Source organism: Mycobacterium sp. 050272 (genome assembly GCF_039023525.1).
GTDB lineage: Bacteria > Actinomycetota > Actinomycetes > Mycobacteriales > Mycobacteriaceae > Mycobacterium.
In genome coordinates, this window is record NZ_JBCHKV010000006.1 from 248,263 (window position 1) to 267,694 (window position 19,432).

The 19,432-nt window shown below is 65.2% G+C and carries 14 protein-coding genes; 2 read left to right on the forward strand and 12 right to left on the reverse strand.

Going from position 1 to position 19,432, the window contains the following annotated elements:
- Entirely contained in the window at window positions 1-1,437 is a 1,437-nt protein-coding gene (locus tag AAHS21_RS15365) for an aldehyde dehydrogenase (RefSeq protein ID WP_342928472.1), read from the forward strand.
- A gap of 388 nt (window positions 1,438-1,825) precedes the next feature.
- Here the strand turns inward: AAHS21_RS15365 and AAHS21_RS15370 are convergent, their stop codons facing one another.
- The 7 genes from AAHS21_RS15370 to AAHS21_RS15400 form a co-directional block, all read right to left on the reverse strand.
- The gene (locus AAHS21_RS15370) at window positions 1,826-2,230 is read right to left on the reverse strand and encodes a hypothetical protein (protein ID WP_105389238.1); all 405 of its coding nucleotides are present in this window, start codon (window positions 2,228-2,230) and stop codon (window positions 1,826-1,828) included.
- Window positions 2,227-4,368, reverse strand: coding sequence for an integrase (locus AAHS21_RS15375; protein WP_342928473.1), 2,142 nt, complete (start codon window positions 4,366-4,368; stop codon window positions 2,227-2,229). The genes AAHS21_RS15370 and AAHS21_RS15375 overlap by 4 nt, the downstream gene beginning before the upstream one ends.
- The gene (locus tag AAHS21_RS15380; RefSeq protein WP_342928474.1) at window positions 4,365-6,149 is read right to left on the reverse strand and encodes a hypothetical protein; all 1,785 of its coding nucleotides are present in this window, start codon (window positions 6,147-6,149) and stop codon (window positions 4,365-4,367) included. The genes AAHS21_RS15375 and AAHS21_RS15380 overlap by 4 nt, the downstream gene beginning before the upstream one ends.
- Window positions 6,146-7,588 (reverse strand): site-specific integrase, encoded by a 1,443-nt coding sequence (locus AAHS21_RS15385; protein WP_342928475.1) that lies wholly within the window; start codon window positions 7,586-7,588, stop codon window positions 6,146-6,148. The genes AAHS21_RS15380 and AAHS21_RS15385 overlap by 4 nt, the downstream gene beginning before the upstream one ends.
- Window positions 7,589-7,964: 376 nt before the next feature.
- Window positions 7,965-8,201: a helix-turn-helix transcriptional regulator gene (locus AAHS21_RS15390; protein WP_029367852.1), complete on the reverse strand. Its 237-nt coding sequence runs from the start codon at window positions 8,199-8,201 to the stop codon at window positions 7,965-7,967.
- A 223-nt stretch (window positions 8,202-8,424) separates the two neighbouring features.
- Complete coding sequence (locus AAHS21_RS15395) at window positions 8,425-9,066, reverse strand: hypothetical protein (protein ID WP_342928476.1); 642 nt, start codon at window positions 9,064-9,066, stop codon at window positions 8,425-8,427.
- 56 nt (window positions 9,067-9,122) lie between these two features.
- Window positions 9,123-9,302 carry a hypothetical protein gene (locus tag AAHS21_RS15400; RefSeq protein WP_005113661.1) on the reverse strand — a complete coding sequence of 60 codons (180 nt, stop codon included), beginning with the start codon at window positions 9,300-9,302 and terminating at the stop codon, window positions 9,123-9,125.
- A gap of 349 nt (window positions 9,303-9,651) precedes the next feature.
- Here AAHS21_RS15400 and AAHS21_RS15405 point away from each other — a divergent pair, with 349 nt between their 5' ends.
- On the forward strand, window positions 9,652-11,550 hold the full coding sequence (locus AAHS21_RS15405; RefSeq protein ID WP_342928477.1) for a DUF87 domain-containing protein: 1,899 nt from the start codon (window positions 9,652-9,654) through the stop codon (window positions 11,548-11,550).
- Between the two features lie 454 nt (window positions 11,551-12,004).
- Here AAHS21_RS15405 and AAHS21_RS15410 read toward each other — a convergent pair whose 3' ends face one another.
- The 5 genes from AAHS21_RS15410 to AAHS21_RS15430 all read right to left on the reverse strand — a co-directional run bounded on the left by AAHS21_RS15410 (window position 12,005) and on the right by AAHS21_RS15430 (window position 19,357).
- Window positions 12,005-12,868 (reverse strand): ParA family protein, encoded by an 864-nt coding sequence (locus AAHS21_RS15410; protein WP_342928478.1) that lies wholly within the window; start codon window positions 12,866-12,868, stop codon window positions 12,005-12,007.
- Window positions 12,869-13,557: 689 nt separating this feature from the next.
- The gene (locus tag AAHS21_RS15415; RefSeq protein WP_342928479.1) at window positions 13,558-15,003 is read right to left on the reverse strand and encodes a chromosome partitioning protein ParB; all 1,446 of its coding nucleotides are present in this window, start codon (window positions 15,001-15,003) and stop codon (window positions 13,558-13,560) included.
- Window positions 15,004-15,409: 406 nt separating this feature from the next.
- The gene (locus AAHS21_RS15420) at window positions 15,410-16,654 is read right to left on the reverse strand and encodes a C40 family peptidase (RefSeq protein WP_342928480.1); all 1,245 of its coding nucleotides are present in this window, start codon (window positions 16,652-16,654) and stop codon (window positions 15,410-15,412) included.
- Window positions 16,655-16,656: 2 nt separating this feature from the next.
- Window positions 16,657-17,931, reverse strand: coding sequence for a hypothetical protein (locus tag AAHS21_RS15425; RefSeq protein ID WP_342928481.1), 1,275 nt, complete (start codon window positions 17,929-17,931; stop codon window positions 16,657-16,659).
- Window positions 17,921-19,357, reverse strand: a complete 1,437-nt coding sequence (locus tag AAHS21_RS15430) for a hypothetical protein (RefSeq protein WP_342928482.1) — start codon at window positions 19,355-19,357, stop codon at window positions 17,921-17,923. Before AAHS21_RS15430 ends, AAHS21_RS15425 begins: the two co-directional genes overlap by 11 nt.
- Window positions 19,358-19,432 lie beyond the last annotated feature (75 nt).

Genomic DNA, 19,432 nt, shown 5'->3' on the forward strand with positions numbered 1-19,432 from the left:
ATGGAGTTTTTCGGCCACATCATCGACGGCGATGAGGTCAAGTCGGCCTCGGATGCGACGTTTGCGTCTATTGATCCCTACACCCGCCAGCAGTGGGCCGAGGTCGCTTTGGGTGACACCACGGATGCCGCTCGCGCGGTGGCCGCGGCGCGACGCGCTTTTGACGAAGGGCCGTGGCCGCGCCTGGGATACGGCGAGCGGGGCCGAATCCTGCACCGGCTGGCCGATCTGATCGAGGCGCACGCCGATGAACTCGGCATGGCCGACACCCGCGACATGGGCAAACCGATCAGCCAAGCCCGCGGCAACGACGTCGCGCGTGCTGCGGCGAACTTCCGGTTTTTCGCCGACCATGCGCGGCTGGCCACCGCGGAAGTGCTGCCCATGGACAGCAGCCACCACGCCTACACCCGGTTTGAGCCGGCCGGGGTGGTGGCGGCCATCGCGCCGTGGAACTTCCCCCTGATGCTGGAGACCTGGAAGATCGCCCCGGCGCTGGCGTGGGGCAACACCGTGGTGCTCAAACCCGCCGAGGACACCCCCGCCTCGGCCACCATCCTGGGCAGGCTTGCCATCCAAGCCGGCATGCCCCCGGGCGCGCTCAACGTGGTGCACGGCTACGGGCCCGACTCTGCCGGGCAGGCGCTCACCGAGAACCCCGACGTCGACCGGATCACCTTCACCGGTGAATCGGGCACCGGCCGGATCATCGCCCGGGCAGCGGCGGGCAACCTGACACCGGTGAGCCTGGAGCTCGGCGGCAAAGGCGCCAACGTGGTGTTCGCCGACGCCGACCTTCACACCGCGGTGGAGTGGTCGGTCAAGGCGATCTTCACCAACACCGGCCAGGTGTGTCTGGCGGGGTCCCGGTTGTATGTGCAGCGCGACATCTACGACGAGTTCCTGCGCCGGTTCACCCAAGCGGCGCAGGCGATGGTGGTCGGCGACCCCAAACAGGAAACCACCCAGATCGGCCCGCTGGCCTCTCAAGAGCACTACCGCAAGGTGCGCGGCTACGTCGAAACCATCGAGTCAGAAGGCGGTTCCATCGTCACCGGTGGGCTCGGCGAGGGCTGGGGTGTGTTGCCCACCGTCGTGACCGGACTGGGCCAGCAGGCCCGCTGCAGCCGCGAGGAGATCTTCGGCCCGGTGGCGGTGGTGATCCCGTTTGACACCGAGGCCGAGGCGATCCGGTTGGCCAACGACACCCGCTACGGCCTAAACGCGATGCTGTTCACCGAAAACCTGCACCGCGCCCACCGGGTCTCCGCCGCCCTGCGGGCCGGCACCGTGTGGGTCAACTGCTTTTTCGTCCGCGACCTGCGCGCACCCTTCGGCGGGGTCGGCGACTCCGGCATCGGCCGCGAAGGCGGCACCTTCAGCCGCGAATTCTTCACCGAACCCAAGGCCGTAGTCATGCAAATACAGCCAAGCTGACCCCGGCCGGGCCGCCCGCCGTGGCACACATAATCTGTTCTCCGTGTACTGAATAGTCGGCAGCGCCCTGTACCCGCCGCCACTCCAGCAGTGACGGTTCCTCGCAGACCCTCATCCCACCAAGAAAGCTGCACGCACGTTCATGGGTGAGCATCCGGAACCACTTTCGCCGCGGCGAAGCGCGCTGTCGCGCGAAGCGCCGTCCTGCCTCGGGTCGTCGGCGCCTCAGTCCATTCGTGCTGCGAGGCGCAACTCCCGGGAGAATCCCGCGTCGTGCTACTTCCCGGGCGCCAGCACCCTCATCCGGTCCAGAGATGACCTGTCGGTGGACCACTGTCGCGTCCAGGTCTATTGCGGCAGCGACCAGTGCGTCGCCCGAGGGTTGCCCTTAATCGGACAGTCCCCGTGGCATCGGAACAACGACGGTGGTCCCGGCGGCATCGTGGGTGAGTTCGGTGATCACCGCTGCAAGTGTTCTGATCTTGGCTTGTAGTTGAGTGTTCTCGGCGGCCAGTTGCTGATTGTGATCGCGGGCGTGTGCGAGTTGGCGTTGCACGGCCTCGATGCTCGGGGCAACGGGTCCGCACCCGACCGCCGCCTTGAACTCGTTGAGTAAATCGCTGTGATGTTCGTAGAGTCTTTGCCGTGGTACGCCCGATTCGACCGCCAGTGCCACGACGGTGCGTGCACCGGTGCTCCGCTCGGCATGGTTGTCGCGGAGGCGGCCGATGGCGGCCTGAACCAGTTGGCGTTCCTCCTCGTTTCGGGCGGCGCTAACGCGCACGGTGGTCATTCGTTGTCCCCGTCCTGGTCTGGGTTTGGCGTCGGGCGGCTGGATTCGTGGTCCGCGAGGGTCTTCAGGTGCTCGATCAAACGCGTCTGAATGCGTTGTCGCAGCGGTTCGGGCAGTCCGGGCGCCGCCATGTCCTGCTGGAGTGCGCCGACGTGCTCGCGAAGGTTGACGGCATCGCGGTCGGTGCGGGCGGCGTTGACGCAACCGAGCCGGCACCGGGTCCAGGAGGGTTCATCGGAACTATCGCTGGGTGGCAGGCAGGCCGCGGTGGCGCGTCGGAACACGCAGGTGAGGACCGCGCCGTGGTGGATCTGCAGGGCGGGGTTCGATAGCGCGGCGTTGACCTGACCGGTGGTGGTCACCGTCAGTCCCGCAAACGTGCGTGCCCGCGCGATGCGAGCCCGGTATTCCTCGGCGGCCGGACCAGAGACGTGTTCACCGGCCTCGAGGCGCTGGGCATCGTCGTGGATGGTCTCAGCGCGGTGCAGAAATCGTTCGAAGGTGATGTCGTCGGGAAATCCTGAATCAGCTCCACCGGCATAGCCGTGGATCATTTGTGTGTGCAGGTGGCCGTATTGCGTTGCGCCAGCGATGGTTCCGCCTGGCCGCCGGACGATGTGCCATGCCAGGGTCCGTCGCAGGCGCGGCACTTGAATGCTGCCGTACGGATCAGCAGGTATCAGCGGATGATCGACTACCGGAGCGACCTCTTGGTTGAACCAGTCGATGAAACGAGTGATGTCGGTGTTGATGGAGCCGGGTGTTCTCGTACGGGTGGCCCCGAAGAGGAACCGTTGCTGGGAGCACACGCTGAATGCCGGGAAGAGCAGGTCGCTGACCGTGATCTGTTCCAGGACGGTGACGGCGTGGGCGGTTTCGTCGGTGACGACCCACGGGATCGTGGCAGGTGACCGCTGTCGGCGCCCATCATCAGCCTTCAACTGCAGCCCGGACATGAACGTCAACTCCAGCGTGGGGTCGCGGCTGATGCATCCGCGCCGCAGGTTCAGGGCCTCGCCGGTCCGCACACCCGAGAGGTAGGCGATCACGAGGAAACAGGCAACCGTGACATGACGCAGCAGCCCGACGAGTTCTCGCGCATCGACTGGCTCGTCACGCCAGGGCTTGGTGCCGATGTGGTTGAATGTGTTGATACGCAACAGATTAACGTCTATCGGCAATCCGGATACCGCCAACATGACCGGCGTCTCCTTCATGCGTTTCAGTTCGGTGTGGTGCATCCATCCGCCCACCGCCAGGCCCATCAGGTCGACACTGGTCACCTCACCGGTCCGGATCCCGGGAAGTGCGGCGTCGTTGCGGTCGAGTGCAGCGAGCATGCATTCGAGTTGGGCCTTGGTGGTCTCGAATACCGACACCGTGCGCGTGGGCGCCCGGCGGATGGCGGGGGCGATCTGGTGGGCAAGATGGCGCATCGCGAGCAGGTTGCGTGCGGCGGGAAGCAGGTCGGCTGCGATCGTGTGGGTGACCGCGATCGCCCCGGAGAGCAGCGGTTCCATCACATCCGGATGGATGCGGGGGGTGGTGTTGGGCTTGCCCCAAGAGGATTCGTAGTGGGCGAGTCCTCGTGCACTCGCACCGCCCCACAGCGGGCCCGCGGGGAGCCGGCACTGGGCGGGCAACTCCTCCCGATAGAGGTGTAGCCGTTTGATGGCTTGCAGCGCGCAGCGTTTGGTTCCGGCGCTCTCACCGGTGGCGTCGGTGACGTAATGCAGGTAATCGTCGAGGTGTTCGGTGCTGACCTGGTCGAACGATGTCACACCCGCGTCGCTCAGCCACGTCGTGAACCGCCGCAGCGGCACCAGCTCGCCCAAGATCGTCTTGACGTGCGGATGAAGCGATCGCGCACTGTCGAGCCGAGGTGCGTCATCAACGAGGTTGAGTAGAGCAAACAGGTAGAGCTTGCAAGCGTGGCGAAACGGCGCCGGGAACCGGCCCCAGTGCACGGCCTGCCGGGCGCTGTGCCGGTCTTTGATCGCCCCGGACAGATCCCACACCGGGTCACCGAATCGGCTCCGGACCCCCTCCACGTGCAGGGTGCGGTTCAGCAGCACCTCCGTTCCTGGGCCGATGCCGATACCGGCCACGACGTCGAGTGCTACAGCCGCGCGGGTCATGACGCTTCCAGGTGTCCGGCCAGCAAAAGATCCACTTTTCGATGATCGCCGTCGGTGATCTCGGCGCGCGCCGCCCTCAGCTGGGCCTGCTCGTACTCGGTGAAGATGTCGTCCAGTTGCGCGAGCGGACCCGCGTGATCGGCGATCCACTGCCCCAGCGGCATCTGCGTGCGCAGTTCGCGAAGCCGGTCGGCAACGACCAGTTGAACGGGCAGATGCCGCGGGAAGGCGCGGGCGTTGCTGCAGTCCAGACACGTCATGAACGACTGCCGGCACCGCTTCCCGTCGACCGGTGAGTGGTCAAAATCAGCGCAGGCGCCCAGCACCGCGTCGCGCCCGGATCCGTCGTCCTGGTTGTCTGGATGTGTCGTCATGGCACGGCGGGCCAGTGCTTGGGTGACCTGGGCATCGAGGGCCTCGCGAACGATCTGGAACCCCTCGTTGCGCACAGACTCCATACGCCCCAGATAACCGGCCAACGTCGCCGGGGTGTGCGCGATGGGCTGGCGGACCTGCTCCAGATAGGTCTTGCGCAGCCGATCCATACTGATCCCCAAGAGCAACTCGTCGTGTCCGGGATCGCCGGTCAGCCACGGCGTCATCCACCGCCGTCGCGCATCGAATCCGGAAGCGGTGCTGCTGATTCCGTAGCCGAACAGTTTCTGTTCGCAGCGGTCGGGCTGGGCACTGTAGTAGATGAACGCTTGCTGGTTTCCGGTCAGCGTGCGGGCCGGGTCGGTCAACTCCAGCAGCGACATGAACACCCCATAGGCCGTGGTGAGCGACGTGTTGGCCACCGCGGTGCGCCGATCCTGGCCAGCAAGCGGGCGCAGTTCGGGGCGCAGCGCGGTCACCGGCACCGTCATCACCGACCGCCGCCCACGGCGGGGCTTGTCGGCGCCGACGAACACGATGCCGGGTTCGGCAGGACTGCTGGCATGTCGGTGCGGGGCAGCCAACGAGTCCAGCGTCGACAGGTTCAGCCCGGTCAAAGCCGCCAGCAGAACACCGAACGCCCATGCCTCACCGGGAGTCAGATGCAGCAACGACATCAGGCGGCATCCACCGGCTGCGGTCACCGCCCGCCGTGTCACGAACGCCCGTGCACCCGACGCGGTGCGGGGGAAGTCACCCTCACGAGCGCAATGATCCAGCGCCTCGGCCAGACTGCGGCGCGGGTCGGCGCGGGGAAGGTGATCGAAACGCCCCCCACGATAATCGGCGACCATTGCCCAATGAGTCTCTAACCGGGTCCGCGCCCGCCGAACCATTCCCCGTGCCACCACGGTGATGCGGCGAAGCTCATCAGCGGAATACGGTTGTCGCGCCGTGTTCGTCTTTGGGTGACGCACGCGCGTGAACGCCTGACGCGCCGGCTGGGAGACAACAGGACTGCAGCGCAGCAGAGTCTTCAGGCCATGCAACGAGCCAGGGCCGCTGGGTACCCGACACGACAGAGCGAGAAGCCGGGCATCCGCAGCGGACATTTCAGCCAGCCCTCGTATGCCTGGCCGGTTGTCGGCCAGCCAGCAGCAGCCATGCCGGGCGGCCTGCCACAGCGCGGCGGCGCCCCGTAATCGCTTGGATGATCCCAGCACACCGGTGGCGTCCTCGAACGCAACCGCGAAATCGTGGCGGATTCCGTGGGTGCCCGGCATAGAGCCGAAGTCGAAGTCCTTGCGCTGCGTGCCGTCCTCGCTGACGAACGTCACGATCAGCCCGCGACGCCGCGATACCGGCCGCCACGACGGATCCGGCTGCGCCGCGGGGCGACCCGTCATGGTTGGACCGCCAACACGCGAGACTCGCCGATACCCACTGTTGCGACGAGACGTTCCAAGGCTTCTCGATCGTCGGCGTCCATCAGCGCGATGAGCTCCTCGACCTGCAATACCTGGAACGGTTCCAGGTAGACGCTGCGCGTTACTTCACCGCTGCGATGTCCGAGGAGTGTCGCCAGGAGAAACCAGACGTCACCAAGCTGGTTGCGGAAGTCGCGCTGCTCCTCCCTGGTCAACATGTCGGTCCGGCGCCACGCGACGAACGTGGCGATGCAAAACCAGCGCAGCGCGAAGGAATGCCGCAGCATGTGGGGTCGACACCACAGCGGCGGACTTCCAGCTTCGGCAAGCGCTTTCGCGGCTCTGGTGTTCGCGCGGTCGAACGTCTTGTACCAGGCCTCTTTCCGCCGAGGTGTCCCGTCGTGATTGAGCCACAGCCACATCGGTTCCAGACCATCAGTGCCCCGGCGGAACAGTTTCATTCGCGTCGATGGCCCCAGTGCGTCCAGACGGACCCTACGAAGCGATCCATTCTCGGCGACGACCTCCAGTTGCCCGTCCCGCCGCACACGCTCAAGGACCCATCGGTCTGCGATGTGCTCATACCGACCGGCGTCCTGCGCGCGAGCGATAGCGGCTCTGCGACTACCTTCCTGCAGATAGAAGTGAACGTGCTGGACCACACGACGGCGCATCCAGAAGGTGCGACCGCTCCCATTCTTCGCGCAACGCGACGCGACGCGCGAACGCAGCAGTCCCTCAGATCCCGGCTGCGGCACCTCAATGGTCAACATTGCAGCCCACTCGCCGACTCGCAAACCCGTCCCGAACAACCCCTCCACGAACGCGACATCGCGATCCTCAGTTACTCCCCGCCAATCGTGGCGCGGCAAGCCTTCCACCGTGAACCCACGCAACCCCAGATTCCGCCACAACCGAAATGCCTGCGGCGTCAGCCATTTCACGTCGGATCTGCGCATCCCGGCGGGAGTGCTCTCCAGCGCGGCGTGACCCCCGATACCTCCGGATCTCGCTATTGCACGGGCTCGGATGGGGTTGTCGATTCCGTGCTGCTCGGCCGCCCACCAGTAGAACCCGCGGATCGCCGCGCGATCGACGCAAAAAGTATCGGCGCTCACATGCTGTGGGTTCTCCCGCGCCGATAGACGCCACTCCTTGAAGGCAGCCAGTTCCGAGCGCGTCGCCTGCCCCCATCCGACGCCCAGGACGTGCAGGAAATCCAGCCACACCTTCAACGACAAGGCGTAACGGCGCACAGTCGCGGTAGCCCGTCCCCTCACCAGCGGATCCCGCCAGTAGGCGTTCACCAGCGCATCCGCGCGGCCCCAGGGATCCAGAAAGAACGGGGTGCCGTCACGCGCACCGTTGCGCTTCGCCCACGCCGGGATATCGCCCACGCCAGGAACCACATCGTCCACGGGCGCAAACCGCTGCCGGAAATCGTAGAAATGAAGAGTCCAACCATCAGCCATGTCACCAGCCATCACCGGTTTTCCCTCTCACCTCACGGGCGTTGCCCTCATCATCACCGACCCGAATCCCCGAACGCGTTCGACACGCCTGTCGGGCAGAGAACACCCGGTCCCTGGCGTCGCCTGGCCACTCCCGACCGGGTGGCAGGGACCGTGGTGTGCGGAATGCAGGCGGGCGTGCCAACGGTCGCGTGGACAACCGACAGCGACCTGCTAATCAGTACCATTCACGGCGGAAATCCAGTCCCAACACTCGATCAGCTCTACGACTGGTGGACACGGCATTCCTGACCTGCCATCCCCAGGTGTCCTCTGTGGTTGGTCAGTGTTTGACGCGGACCTCGACCTTCAGGCCCGCCAGTGTGGCCATATTCAACAATGCGTCGACGGTGAAACGTTCAGTCTGGCCGTTGACCAGATGTGAGATTCGCGGCTGCTTGACCCCGAGTCGCACTGCAGCTTCGGCCTGGGTCCAGCCGTTGTTGGTGATTTGCTGGTTGATCGCCTCGGCAAGCTGCGCCCGCACATCGTCGCAGAGGGCGTGTATCTGTCCAGGCATCCGTTGGCGGCGTCCTTCACTCGTCGGTGATTGCCGCTAAGCATATCCACGCCGTTGCGCCGATTCACGTGAAGATCGCTCCGACGGTACTCAGTCACATAGCCGGGCTGTTCTCGGGTCAACTCGCGGACCCGGTCATGGATGGAGGATCGCTCCAGTCTTGATGTCGCGAAGCGCCCACCATCTTCCGTCGTCGGAAGGCGTGGTGCGCGCAGGCCTCGGCCTATCCGTTGATCAGTGTGGCAGCGTCGTAGGCTGCCTGGCGCAGGGTGTCGGGCCAGCTGACGGCTGCGGTGCGGGAACCGTTGCGGCCCCGCAGGATTCCGACGATGACCGGTGTGGATCCGGTGGCGTCGGTGTAGGTGTAGACCGGTCCCCCGGAATCACCGTGGTCGCTGGTGAGGGTGCCGGGTTTCATCGTGAACCAGCCGTCGTGGACATCGTCGATTTCGCCGCATGATGCTCCGGTCGTGGCGCCGCGGTGGCAGACCACCATTCCTGCCGTTGGTGTGACGCCGGGCTGGGTGATGATCGGTCGGGTCAGGGCGGGGCCGAGCTGGCTGGTCAGGTCCGCATCATCGTTGAGGCTGATGGTTTCGTAGTCGATGACGGTGTCGTCCGGGCCGGTGGAGGTCTGCCCGGCACGGTTGTTGTGGGATGCCATCACGGTGCCGATTGGGGTGCCGGTTTCATCGGTCACGGTACTGCCGTCGTTGCAGTGTCCGGCCGAGTAGCCGATTCGACGGATGGTGTCGATGAACGCGAGGGTGCACTTGGCGCTGCCCTGGATGATGGTCATCCCGGGATACACCAGAGGGCTTCCTGCGCTGGCGGCCGCGATGGGTGCAGAAACGAGTGTCAGCATCACAGCGACCATCAGCGTGATGGCCGCTGTGATGCTTCCTGCGGGTGGTCGGCGGATCATGGTGCAGCCTCCCGCGCCTTTTCCTCTTCGGCGATGAACTCCTCGATCTTCTGGGTGAGGACGCCGACGGCGGTGGCTTTCCTCTTCTGTCGCACCGATCGATACACCAAGGCGAGCTCGAACTGGCGCTTGAGGTCTGGATCCACCCTGAAGCTGATCTGGTCGTAGTCGGCCATACGCGCATCTCGTTTCGCGGGCCGGGATGGTTGCCCTCCCGGAATGCTTGCTTTCCTGCATGTGTACTCCCTATTTGGATTGATTGCTAGAGGACTCACACGCTGGCTTTCCTACTAACTCTCTTGCTGTACTACTTGGTTACTTAGTTCCTCGTTTACAAGTTTCAGATCTAGCAGTCAACATATCTTCCTAATTTATCTGCTAGATAGTTCACTGGTGTCTTAGCTTAACATATTACGTGTTTGCTGTCTTACTTGTTTGCTAGCATTACAGCTATCTCGCTTTCCATCAAGCCTTGGGTCAGGCGAATCCCCTTGCAACCAATCACCGCGACACCGAAGCTGGTTGATGACCACCGCTGACCAGGGACGGGACGAAACCGGGGAGCAGACAGTGAACAGTGCGCCAGCGTTCGACGTCGGGCGCTCCCCCACCGCATCTATGCCTTCGGACGCATCGATCGAAGACGGTCACCGCATCGTTCTTGCCGAGACGCTGATCCTTCCGCCGGAGGCGGTCACGGAGACCTTCGCCATCCTCGCGACACGCGGAAGCGGCAAGTCCGCTACCGCGCACCGCCTTGTCGAGCAGCTCTACCAGGCCGGCCTGCCGACAGTGGTCATCGACGTCAAAGGCGACTGGTGGGGCATCCGATCGTCCGCCGACGGCGCCGGGCCGGGCTTGCCTTTCGTCATCTTCGGCGGCGATCACGCCGATGTTCCCCTCGAACCAACCGCCGGCGAGCTTCTGGCCGACCTGATCGTCGATGACCGGTTACCGGCGGTCCTGGATCTGTCGCACATGCGTAAGGCCAAAGCGCGCGCGTTCGCGACCGCTTTCGTGGAACGTCTCTATGCCCGCAACCGGGATCCTCTTCACGTGGTGATCGACGAGGCTGATGTTCTCATCCCCCAGCGTGCGACCGCAGACACCGCCCGCTTACTCGGCGCGATGGAGGATCTCGCCAAGCGAGGTCGCAGCCGCGGCCTGGGGATGACGGTGGCCACCCAGCGCGGCCAAGAAGTCGCCAAGTCTGTGCTCGAACTAATGGAGACGGTGATCCTGCTGCGCACGACCGGCCCGCGCTCCATCAAAGCCGCCCAGGACTGGATCAGCGTGAACGCCGATTCCACAGGGACGCGGGCCCGTGAGGTTGTCGAGTCCCTACCGACACTGAGGGTCGGCGAGGCCTGGGTGTGGAGCCCGGCATTCTTGAGCCTCCTCCAGCGCGTGCAGCTGCCACTCTTTGAGACGTTCGACTCACACGCCACTCCGCGGCCGGGCCAGGCGCGCGTCATCCCCAAGACACGCGCCGAGATCGATCTGAAGAAGCTCACTGCGGAGATCGCGGCGACGGCCGCCAAGGCCGCCGAGCACGGCGGAGGCAGAGCAGCCCGCGGCAAGAGTGGTGCGCCGGCGCCCGCTGATGACGTTGTTCAGGCGCGTATTGGGGTGCTCGAACAGACGGTGCGTGAACGTGACGCTGAGATCGCGACGTTACGCAGCCGCCTGGCCGAACTGGAAGCGGTGGTATCTGGGCAGGGGCTCGACGAGTCGCTGCGCGCCGCTGCAAACCGCATCGCGGATGTCCTGCAGGTGATCGAGCGGGCGCGGCCCATAGGTAGGCAGGCCACCGGACCCGCACCGGATCAGGCGCCGCAGATCCGGGCCGACGGTCAGCCGAAGGTCGCTGCTGCGGCCCCTGGCGAGGCTCCCGCCGGGCGAGCCGGCGGTCCCCGGACTCTCGCCGGTGATGAGCCGCTGCGGTTTCGCGCGGGCGCTCTTCGGATGATTGAGGCTCTCGGGCGGATGGCTCCGCGGCGACTCACCAAGGCGCAGTGGGCGGTGGTCGCCAAGATGCGGCACACCTCGGGCACCTGGTCGACATATTTCGGTGAGCTGCGTCGGGCCGGCCTGATCGACGAGACCCCGGACGGTTTCACGCTTACCGAGACGGGATTCGCATTCCTCGGTGGCCGGCCGGAGCCGATGAGCGGTGACGAGCTTCGGCAGCATTATCTAGGGATTCTTCGAGCGGGTGCCGGCCGAATGCTGCAAGCGGTGATCGACGCGTATCCCGCCGGATTGTCGCGGGAGGAGATCAGTGCCCGCGCCGGGATTGTGTCGTCTTCGGGGACGTTCTCGACGTACTGGGGCGAACTGGTGCGTAACGGACTCGTCGTCCAGAACGGTTCGTCCTTGACGGCCAGCGACATCCTGATGGATGGCTCGGGGTCCGTTCGCTGATTCTCGTCCGGTGCCCCATTGAGAAGTCTTAGCGTCCGGGCCCGCGGACCCTTACTACATGTTAAACATGTAGTAAGGGCAGCGCGGCCGATCGTGTTCTGCACCACTCCCCTCCCCCACCGGTATGCCGCCCGTCAACAGACGGTATTCCGGTCTCCGGTCGCGATTCACCGTGAATCATCGCCATTGGTGCCCGAGGGCGCCGCGGCTCTTTCGCCGGTGGAGGCAGCGAGGTCGGTTTCCGGGCGCGTTGGAAGTCGGGTGGCGTCGGGTCGTATTGGCCGGCCTTCGTTGTACTCGTCCCAGATGAGCTTTAGCTGGGCGTCGAATGCATCGCGGACGAATTGTGCGAGTGGGTATTCTCGCCCGGTCTCCCGGGCGACTAGGCGTACTGCAGCGCGGGCCATCTCATGCCGATCATGGTCGACATTGACGGTACTGTGCGGGCGCACCATCAGATGGCCTTCACCTCGGGGAACAGTCCGATGGCGATGAAATGGTCGAGTACCTTGATGTATTCGAGGGTTGTCTTACGGGCGTTCCGGAAGAGTGGGACCGGGGTGTAGAAGCTGTACGCCTCCGGGACGCCGACGGCCTGGCCGATCGACGGGGCCACCAGGTCGCCGTAGCCTTCTCGCAGGTCTGCGACGCTCTCCTGGTAGAGCTTCCTTTTGTTGGTGGGGACGTCGCAGACGATGATTCCCTTCAGCGTGATGGCGAGATCGCGATCCTCGTTCACGGCGGCAATAAGGTTCTCCAGCTTGCCGATCCCCTCAATCTCCTTGGGTTTGGGCAGCGTGCACGTTAGGACACCGGAGGCACCGTTCGTCTGGTCGACCTGGGTGGCCAAGATCGCCGACAGTGTCAACGCACCCTTCACACCCGGTGCGTCGATCAGCGTGACGTCTACTGGAGGCGCTGCGGATATTGCCCGGCGTAGCCGCGTCACTCCCCCGGTGATGTGTCCCAAGCGTTCCTTCATTTCATCAAGAGTTGGGAAATAGGCTGGGACAACGGTGAGGTTCTCGATGTCGGACTCGTCGTCGAAGATCGGCAGCCCCTCCTCTGAGATTCCCGCCGGCGCTAGTGCTGGCCTCTCCACGTCGGCGATCGTTGCCGCCTCGGCGAGCACGTCAGCCACGGTCAGTTCGTTCTCGTCGAGGTCTGCGTATCCGAGCTGTCGGCTGGCATTGCCCTGTGGATCGAAGTCGATCACGCGGACACTGGCACCTCTACTGGCGCACAGTACGGCCAACGAGGTGACACTGGTTGTCTTGCCGGCCGACCCGGCGATAGTCGCAGTGGCATAGATGCTCACGATGTAGGGCCTTCCTTTGGATGTTCTGATTCACGGTGAATCGGTGTCGAGGTGAGTAGATGCGTCGGCATCGACGCGGTGTTGTTGGATGCGGTGCGGTGGATATGCGGGATAGGCGATTCACGGTGAATCGATATTCCTGAGAGGCGGCGCCGCGTGACGATGTGGGGATAACGCGCGATCGATGTAGCCGCGCTTTTCCCGAGTTGCGGGTGCCCGACATACCTGGGTATGGCCGTGGCGTCCCCAATGGGCGATTCACGGTGAATCAGGTATCGGAAACGGTCCCGCAAGCCAGGGAGACGGGAGGTGTTCCACAGGCAGGCAGAGTGCTCGTACTCGTCGTACTCCCCCATGCCTGATTCACGGTGAATCAGATTCTCGCCCCTCGATGGAGATGATTCACGGTGAATCATGCGGCGGGTTCGGTCCCGCAAGCTACGGAGACCGGAGGCGTCCCGGCGGGCAGAGTGCCCGACCTCCCCCACATCCGATTCACGGTGAATCAGGAACCGTGGGCGCCGCTCAGTTGATTCACCGTGAATCAGGCGGCCTAGGGACATCGATATCGGCGCGGCATCCCAACCCACCACCGTGTCGGCAGCAGCAGGGTCTGATTCACCGTGAATCGGGCCACGGCGGACAAGAAGAGGCGCGTGCTGATAGCAGCGTCGGTGATTCACGGTGAATCAGTTCTCGGTGATGTTGTCGAGTTGCTCGCGCTCCCACGGTCCTGGCTCATATTTGGCTCGATCCCGAAGCAGCGTGTAGTAGAGCTTGTCGACCTCGCCCCACTGCGACTTTGCCCCCGCGTGGATCTCGTAGGTGGCCAGAGCGGTCGTCCACGCTCGTGCTAGCCGCGCTTTGGCATTCGTCGGTGCTGGCATGGTGTCGAGTCCCCACTTGTTCGCGAGGGCATCGACCGCTGACCAGTCGACTTCGGCGATGGTATTCAGTGCATAGAGGTCGGCGAAAATCTGAAGCATATCGGTCTTGGGTGGCGGTTCGAGCGCGATACGTTCCGCGGCGGCGCGGCGACTTTTCGTTGCCGCCGCGCGGCCTGCAGTCGACTTCTCGGTCTTCTGCTTTGTAGGCGTCGGAGGCGCGGTGGGCTCCGCCCCGTCCTGGGCGTTGGGGGTCGATGTCGACCCGGTCCCCGTTGGCGCGGTGGGGGAGGGGAGTGGTTCTGGATCGACTGGTGTAGGCGCTTCGATGCTGTAGTAGGCGAGTGCGCCGGTATCGTCGATCGCCGCTACCACCGTGCTGGGGTCCGTAACGGTGTCGTAGATGCGATGACGGCGTGCGGTTGCCGCATCTCCGAAGTGTGTCGAGGGGTCGATGAGTTCGATGCCTTGGTCGTTGGCCATGGCGCGGGAGCGCCGCTCAGCGATCACCCGTTCTGCGGCCTGTCTCATCAGGATGCCGCTCTTCTGGGTGAGATCGAAGGCGCGGAACTGTTCTTCTCGGCGCGCATCCGTGTCTTGGTCGGGGTCGGGGTCGTTCTGGAAGGACCGGACGGGTCCATAGGGCAGGAGTGAGCCGAGCGTCGACCCTTCGGTGGGGGAGAGCTGCTTGTCGCGGACCGCGTCTTGCAGTGTCTTTTCGAGGAAGATTAGCGATAGCCTGCGCTGCACGGTTGGTTGGCTGATCCCGACCGCTTTGCCGATCTCGCGTTGCGAGATGTGCAGCTCTTCCGCGAGTCTGGCGAGGAACTCTGCCTCGGCCAGGGGCGAGAGGCCTTCGCGCGCGTGGTTCTCCTTGAACATCTCCAGGAGTCCACCGTCTGGAGTGTCGAGGATCGTGTCGTCGACGATGACTGGCATTGCGGCGGTATCGGTGGCCAGTGCGGCCGCCCTGCGGCGGTGTCCGTAGATGAGGACGTACTCGCCGTGTGTGTCGCCCGTGAGCGAGTGTGGCCACCGCGCTGTGAATGCCTTGCGTGTCACCGCGGCTGCGGCGATGCGGACACCCTTTTCCTCGACAGAGACAAGAAGCTCTTTCCAGCCTTCATCGTCGTCATCGACGATGGAGCGGCTCGCGTCGTTGAAGGGGTGGGGGATGAGGGCGGTGGGCTCGATCTGCACCACGCTCAAACCTTGGGCGATCGCCTCGTCTGGGGTCAGTCCGCTAAGCATTCCGGCGCGAGAGGCCGGCGTTGTGGATGCGTCTGCTCGAACACGCGTGACGGATCGGCGTGAAGTGGTGCCGGCGCTACGTTTGATCGTGCGGGCCTTCGGCAGTTGGATGTCGGTTGTCTCTGATGAGTTGGTGGCCACAGGTTATCCCTTCAGCAATCGGTACATGTAGGGAATGTATCGGGGGTTTGGGTCGTGTTCCAGGGGACACGCCCACGCGGCAGTCGATTCACGGTGAATCAGCGGTTGCTGGCGTCGTTGAAATGGCGAAAACGCCGTATTGGCCCTTGATTCGCACGTAGACGCATGTGCCGCATTCCCCGGTGTGCTCTATCGACCAGCAGCCTGTTAGGCCGTCTGTGGCGGCGTGAGAACGTTGCCGGTTGTGAGCTGCGGCGATGCAGCCCTAGACGACTCTCTTGACCACGATGGACCCTGTGGGTGCATCGCTGTACTTCACCGGCACACCAGACTGCTGCGCCTCGATGACTTTTCCGTCGCCAGCATAGATCTGTACATGCTCCGGCACACCTGGGGACGAGAAGTTGGAGAAGATCAGATCACCGGCCCGGGCGTTCGATGGGTCGATGCGTTCACCGACATGGATCTGCTCATAAGTGGTGCGGGGCAGCAGGACTCGGCCATCAGTAGCCTGCGCGACGGCGAATTGGGAAAGGCCGCTGCAGTCGAAGCCGCCGCCGGTGGGTCCGCCGGCCCCGCCGCCGCCCCAGATGTACGGCAGCCCTAGGGCGCGGTCGGCGTTCTTCACCACGCGCGCGCCGGTGCTCGCGTCGTGGTCGGGTTGGTCGTTGTCGTCGACGTCGCCTTGCGGCGCGGTGTCGGCGGCGCTGGCCGCAGTAGTTGCTGCTTGGGTCAGCGGTTGTAGGAGGGAGCTGAGTCCTGCGCCGCTGGGCATGCCCGCGCCGGTGGGCATGCCACCTGTCGGCATGCCCATGGGCATGCCTGACGGCATCATCGGCTGCGCGGGCAGGCCGGCAGGTTCGGCCGCCATCTTGGCCTGACCGAAGAGGGGATTTGCGGTTGGGTCGGGGGAGGCTGTGCCGGCCAGTAGGTCGTCGGTGTGATCGCCTTCCAAGTCCTCGCTCTGGTCGGTCAGCGGATCGCTGCCGTCTTTCGGGTGCTTGTGCTCAGGATCGGTGGGGTCGGTCCCCGTGGGGTGTTCCTCGGTCTCGGGGAGGTTCGCGGTGGCGTCGTCGACGTTGGCGGCCGCGTCGCCGTATTGGGTAGCGATATCGAATACGAGCGATTGTGTTTCTGCGATGCGCCCCTGGCCGGCGACGGCGAGCGCAACTTTGCCTTCCGGGGTGCCGGCGAAAGGTTCGAGCTGTTCTTTGTCGGTCTGCCAACCGGTTTCGATGGCGTCCAGACCGTTGTGGGCGTTCCTGGCGATGTCGGGCCCTACCGACATAGCGGTGATGGCCGCCGTGTGTGCGTCGGTGAGCTTGCCGCGAAGCCCGAGTAGGCGAGTGGAAGTGGTTTCGGCGGCGCCGGCGGCCTGGCCGTTCCAGCCCTGAGGATTCTCGGGAGCACCGGGTTGGGTTGGGGCGCTGGGGACCGCTCCTTGTCCGCTACCCAGGAGGGTGCGAGCTTCCCGGATGACGGCGTCCACCGCCTCGACGACACTGGTCATGGTCAGTAACCTCCGCCCTGGGAACGGGGGTTTGCCTGGGCGATCTTCGTAGCGAGGTCGACACCGCTCGGGGAAACGTGGTATTTGGGGTCGCTGATGACGTAGTTCATGGATGCGGCGATATTGGCGACCGGGTCGAAGATGTCCTTGCTGGTGCCAGGCACCCAGAAGGCTTCGAAGGTGCTGGGTGTGACCTGCGCAAGGCCGCGGGAGGATCCTCGATGCCCCCCGTCGGCCATCATCGGACCAACGGCGTTCGAATCGCCGTTGGCGATCGCATGGACTCTGCCGCTCGACTCGCGGTCAATCAGCGTCTGGTAGCCCTCTTGCCAGCGCTGGCGCGCTTGTGGATCGGTGATGCCGAGCGCGTCGAGGGCTCCGTCGATCGCCTCCCTGATCGTGCGCGGTTGTCCGGTGTGTTTGGAGGGTTGAGCACCGCTGCTCGGGATGTCCTCGGCGCCACCGGTGGCGGTGGTGGACGGCGAGGGGCTGCCGGCGGCGGCCTGCATGAACGGGCTGAGCATCCCGCCGAGGGGCGCCGCGCCCGCCGGGAGCGCGGAGGCCATCGGCATAAACGCTGCGGGCATACCCATTGCGGCCGGGATCATCCCGGCCGCAGCGGGCAGCATGTTGGACATTGCTGCGGTGGGTGCTGAATTCGCGCCCACCGAACCGTCCATCGGGCCAGTGGGCATCGGCGCACCTCCGGCCAGCGCTACATCTGGGCCGGGGGTCGCTGTCGTCGACAGGCCGGGCGAGGGTGGTGCGCCGCCGTCGCCTTCAGGATCCGGCTGCTTCTGCACAGGTATGGGATTGGGCAGGGTAGCGGTGTGTTTGCGCACCTCAGCGGCAGCGTCGGCGTACTTGGCGGTGGTCGCTGAGATGAGGACAACGGCTTCACCGATGGTCATCTGCGCTTGAGGCATCAGCGCGGCATCGCGCGGGCCGGGGGAGGGCAGTACGCCGGCGGCGGCCTTGGCGTGTTCCCATTCGACGGCGATCACGTCGAGCTGGGTCGTGGCGTCCCCGGCGATCCTGTTGGCCGATTCGGTGGCGGTGGCCACGCCGCCCGCGGCGGTGTTCAGGTTCTGTCGCGCCTGCTGCAGCGAGGTGCCAGCGGCGATCGCAGCGTCGTGAGCGTTGCCCGTCCAGTCGGCGCTGGGGAATTCAGGCAGCGCCGATGGTGACGGCGACGTCGGGGTAGTCGGTGCGGGTGTCGTTCCGACGATTTCGCGTACGCCTTTGAGGTAGTCGTCGACGACCTGCTCAACTGTCATGGTTGGGTTGGGCGGGCAGTCCGAAGCCCGGATCGCTCGGCGGCTTGATTGGTCCTGTGGTGGGCTTCGTGGTTCCCGGGCTGGCCATCACGGCCGATGTGGGAGTCGAGCTGCTCGGGTCTGAGCCGTGCGGGGCCGTCGGCGCTGTTACCGGCGGGCTTCCTGGCGCGCCGGGTGTGGCGCCGGTCGCCGGGGCGGGTGCATCGGCGGTTGCGGTCGGATCGAAGAATCCCTTGAAGCCGGGCATGTCGTTGATCACGCCGAGCGGCTGCAGCTTTCCGTCCGGGCCGATCAATTGGCCATTGCCGGCGACGATCGCGGTGTGGTCGGAAAAGACCACGATGTCACCGGGTTTCACGTCGGCGGGGTCGACCTTCTTGCCGAGTTCGGCGCCGTCGGTGGGAAGCTCCACACCAGTTCCGGCGTATGCGGCCGTCGCGACATCGCCGCTGTCGGGGGTCCGGGTGAGTGCCTGGCGTACCGCGGCCGCGCCCTGAGGTGTTCGCGCGGTGACAACCTGGCCACTTGGCAGCGTGACGTCCTTGCTCGCGGGTGCATTCCCCGCAGCATCGGGCGCAGGCTTGGCTGGTGGCGGCGCAGCACCTGCAGGGGGAGCCGCAGCTGGGCCGGGCGGGGCGCCTGCCGGCGGAGGAGCGGCACCGGTACCGGCTGGTGTCCCCACCGTCGGCGGTGGTGCGGCTGGGTCGGTCACCGGCGCGGGCTTGAGCGCATCGCTGGGCTTGGACAGGTCCGCTGGCTTCAGATCGTCCTTGTTGCGCGCGGGGGAACTCAGCGGAGGCGGTGCACCAAGACCCGCCGGCGCACCGAGGCCTCCTCCGCCCAGGCTGGGCATGCCTAGGCCGGGCCCGCCGCCCAGGCTGGGCATGCCCATTCCAGGCATTCCCATTCCCAGGTTGCGCAGGCTGTCAGCGATGCCGTCGGCGTTGCCAGCCTTTTCCTGCACGTTCTGCTTCAGTTCGTCGAGTTGCTGCTGCAGCGCGGCGAGCCTGCCCGCGTCGGCCTCCGGGGTGCCACCTTGTGCCGCGAGTGCCGGACCCAGATCACCGCCGCCGCTGAGGATTTGATCATGCGCTGTCCGGCCGGCATCGGAATTGTTCCCGGTCTCATCGGCCGCGGTCTCGCCAGCCTTGTGCATCTCCTCGATCTGCTTCTGCATATCGGCGAGCACCTGGTTGATCTTGTCGATCTGCTCCTGTGTTGGCCCCTGCCCGTTGGGCGGTGGTGTCGCCGGTGGAGGTTGGGGCGGCGGCGGCATCTTCGGATGGTCACCCGAGCCGAAAAGTTCGCGTCCGATGTCAAACAGTTCCCGGAAAACGGGGCCGACCACCAGCCCCGCCGGCCCAAATGGAGCCCCAGCGGCGGCGCTCAAGATGTCGCCCGGATCGAGCAGATCCTCAAAAGACATGAGCTGCTTGCGCCCCTTTCCTGGTCCCGCCAGCGAATACAGCGGGTTTGCCTACGACGCTAAGGCCGTACGCAG